The 3,407-nt window shown below is 65.2% G+C and carries 3 protein-coding genes and 1 pseudogene; 3 read left to right on the top strand and 1 reads right to left on the bottom strand.

The features are described 5' to 3' along the window. Positions 1–77, top strand: a pseudogene (locus tag Q8R73_RS04355) (DNA-binding response regulator); the annotation flags it as partial. A gap of 274 nt (positions 78–351) precedes the next feature. On the opposite strand, the gene Q8R73_RS04350 reads toward Q8R73_RS04355, so the two are convergent. Beyond that, positions 352–861, bottom strand: coding sequence for a GcrA family cell cycle regulator (locus Q8R73_RS04350; protein ID WP_305718307.1), 510 nt, complete (start codon positions 859–861; stop codon positions 352–354). A gap of 432 nt (positions 862–1,293) precedes the next feature. Between Q8R73_RS04350 and Q8R73_RS04345 the strand changes: the two genes are divergently transcribed. Together Q8R73_RS04345 and argF are read left to right on the top strand one after the other, a co-directional pair. Continuing rightward, positions 1,294–2,499, top strand: coding sequence for an aspartate aminotransferase family protein (locus Q8R73_RS04345; protein WP_305718306.1), 1,206 nt, complete (start codon positions 1,294–1,296; stop codon positions 2,497–2,499). Then, positions 2,499–3,407 (top strand): ornithine carbamoyltransferase (argF, locus tag Q8R73_RS04340; RefSeq protein WP_305718305.1); only part of this gene is annotated, 909 nt, incomplete at its 3' end. The genes Q8R73_RS04345 and argF, both read left to right, overlap by 1 nt.

Here is a 3,407-nt window from a genome sequence, read left to right as displayed (position 1 = left end):
GCGAGCAGGACCCGATCCGCACCGTGCGCGGCGCCGGCTACGCGCTGGACGACCGGTTCGCGAAAGCGGCGGAGTAATCATCAGCCGTCGTCCCGGCCAAGCGAGCGCAAGCGAGCGCTGAGCCGGGACCCATACCGCGTGATCTATCGATTCAAGAAATCTGTTTGACGATCGGTCGTAACCACAACGGCCTGTGGTTATGGGTCCCGGCGCGGTGGCCGGGACGACAGCTGCTGGATTTGTCGTCTGCTCCCGCACCGTCATTGCGAGCGTAGCGAAGCAATCCATCGGGCGGCATAACGTGAAGCTGGATTGCTTCGTCGCAAGTGCTCCTCGCAATGACGGGGAACCTTACCTCGTCGGCTTCGGCGGCTGCCGGCGGCGGTCGCTGGCGGGCTGATAGGCGATCCGGGAGTGGTGTGCGCAATAGGGCAGGCTGGCCAGCGCGCGGCCGCCACAGAAGAAGAATTCCGAACTCGAGGGATCGCCGATCGGCCAGTGGCAGGTCGCCTCGTTGAGCTCCAGCAGCGACAGCCGCTGGCCCATCGGCACCACATTGTCGTAGGCGATCGGATCCGGCTCCATCTCGACGTCGTACGCATGGGCCAGCGCGGTGTTGCCGCGCGACACCGGGCGCTGAACCCGCATCATCTGCTGGGCGGGCCGGGCCTTGCGCTGGCGCGGGGCTGCCGAGGAGGGGCTCTTGGCGCGGCCGGAAAGGCCGAGCCGGTGGACTTTGCCGATTACGGCGTTGCGCGTCACATTTCCGAGCTCAGCAGCAATCTGGCTGGCGGAAAGTCCGCCCTCCCAGAGCTTTTTCAGTTGCTCGACGCGATCGTCGGACCAGGTCAATACCGTCATCGCACTCTTCCCTTCGCATAGCGCCGGCCAGCATGAGGACGGCGCCGCGATGCCAAATCTCAAAAATCCCTGCGGGCAGAATCCCTTACCCCTCGCCGGGCGGCATGGGCGCGCCCGAACGTGTTACGCTGACAGCACTACGAGAGGATCAGAACCGCCGCACGAGATGTCGTACCCGACAGCGCAGAAGCTACAATATGGCGTGACTCCGGCGCAAGAGTCAGCATGGTTGCATCCACATGTTCCGTCGCCCACACCGGAATCCTACGGATGTTTTCGGCCTTTGCGTGACCGGTTGACAGTTATCGCGCCACGCCTAGAATGGTTCCCACGTGCCGCCCCGAAAAGGCGGCACGTTTTGTTTTCCGGGCTGGTTGTGGCTGCGATTGCGCCCATACGCACCATAGCGGGCTCCAACCCTAAGTGATCGCCATGCCTGATAGCGCGACGTCGCATCTGCTTCCCGTATTTGCCCGGGTCGATCTCGGTTTCGAGCGCGGCGAAGGCGCCTGGCTGATCTCGACCAACGGCGAGCGCTATCTCGATTTCACCAGCGGCGTCGCGGTCAATGCGCTCGGCCATTGTCATCCGCATCTGGTCGCGGCCCTGCAGGAGCAGGCCACCAGACTGTGGCACATGTCGAACCTGTTCAAGAGCCCGGATGGCGACCGGCTCGCCGCGCGGCTTTGCGAGCAGAGCTTCGCCGATTTCGTCTTCTTCTGTAATTCCGGCGCCGAAGCGATGGAATGCGCGATCAAGGTCGCGCGCCGCTATCACGCCGCCAGGGGCAAGCCCGAGCGCTTCCGTCTCGTCACCTTCGAAGGCGCGTTCCACGGCCGCACGCTCGGCACATTGGCCGCGACCGGCTCCGCAAAGTATCTCGAAGGTTTCGGGCCGCCACTGGACGGTTTCGACCAGGTCGCCCATGGCGATATCGAGGCCGTCAAGAAGGCGATCGGCCCCAACACCGCGGGCATCCTGATCGAGCCGGTGCAGGGCGAGGGCGGCGTGCGCTCGGCGCCGAATGCCTTTTTCAAGGCGTTGCGCGAGCTTTGCGACCAGCACGGCATGCTGCTGATCTTCGACGAGGTACAGACCGGCATGGGCCGCACCGGCGACCTCTTTGCCTACAAGCGCCTGGGCGTCACGCCCGACATCATGCCATTGGCAAAAGCGCTCGGCGGCGGTTTCCCGATCGGCGCGTGCCTGACCACGGCGGAAGCGGCGTCCGGCATGACGCCGGGTTCGCACGGCTCGACCTTCGGCGGCAATCCGCTGGCGATCGCAGCGGCCAATGCGGTGCTGGACGTGATGCTGAAGCCCGGCTTCTTCGACCATGTGCAGAAGATGTCGCTGCTGCTGAAGCAGAAGCTGGCGTCGGTGGTGGATCGCTATCCCCACGTGCTGTCGGAAGTGCGCGGCGAGGGACTGCTGGTCGGCGTCAAGGCCGTGGTGCCCTCGGGCGATCTCGTCAACGCGCTGCGCGACCAGAAGCTGCTCACGGTCGGCGCCGGCGACAATGTCGTGCGGTTCCTGGCGCCGCTGATCGTGAGCGAAGCCGAGATCGCGGAGTCCGTGCAGTGCCTTGAGCGCGCCTGCGTGGCGTTGTCGGGCCAGGTGCAGAAGGCGGCGGGGTGATGAGCAAGGCTCTGAACCATTTCCTCGATTTGAACGAGATTCCGACGAGGGAGCTGCGCAGCATCCTCAGCGCCAGCGTCGCCATGAAGGCGAAGCTGAAGGCGCAGAAGAGGCAGGACGTCAAGCCGGTCAGGCCGCTCGAGGGCAAGACGCTGGCGATGATCTTCGAAAAGCCCTCGACCCGCACCCGCGTGTCGTTCGACGTCGGCATGCGCCAGCTCGGCGGTGAATCGATCATGCTGACCGGCGCCGAGATGCAGCTCGGCCGCGGCGAGACCATCGCCGACACCGCGCGCGTGCTGTCGCGCTACGTCGACGCCATCATGATCCGCATCCTCAACCACGAGGCGCTGCTGGAACTGGCCGCGCACGCCACCGTGCCGGTCATCAACGGGCTGACGCGGCGCTCGCATCCCTGCCAGGTGATGGCGGACCTGATGACCTTCGAGGAACATCGCGGGCCGATCGAGGGCCGCACCGTGGCCTGGACCGGCGACGACAACAACGTGCTGGCGTCGTGGGCGCATGCGGCGGAGCGCTTCAGGTTCAGGCTGAATATCGCGACACCGCCGCAGCTGGCGCCGAAAAAGCCGATGAAGGACTGGATCAAGGCGACCGATGCGCCGGTCGTGCTCGGCACCGATCCGGAGGCCGCGGTGCGCGGCGCCGATTGCGTGGTTACCGACACCTGGTTCTCGATGGGCGACAAGGAAGGCAAGCATCGCCACAACATCCTGAAGCCCTACCAGGTCAATGCAAGGCTGATGTCATTGGCGAAACCCGATGCGCTGTTCATGCACTGCCTGCCCGCCCACCGCGGCGACGAGGTCACCGACGAGGTGATCGACGGCCCGCAGTCGGTGGTGTTCGACGAGGCCGAAAACCGCCTGCACGCCCAGAAAGGCATT

The sequence above is a fragment of the Bradyrhizobium sp. genome, assembly GCF_030697065.1.
Taxonomy (GTDB): domain Bacteria; phylum Pseudomonadota; class Alphaproteobacteria; order Rhizobiales; family Xanthobacteraceae; genus Bradyrhizobium.
This window is presented reverse-complemented; position numbering and strand designations above follow the sequence as displayed.

Bases quoted from the DNA above. Each gene is read 5' to 3' on its own strand.
- Q8R73_RS04350 (WP_305718307.1), bottom strand. From the start codon at position 861: ATGACGGTATTGACCTGGTCCGACGATCGCGTCGAGCAACTGAAAAAG.
- Q8R73_RS04345 (WP_305718306.1), top strand. From the start codon at position 1,294: ATGCCTGATAGCGCGACGTCGCATCTGCTTCCCGTATTTGCCCGGGTC.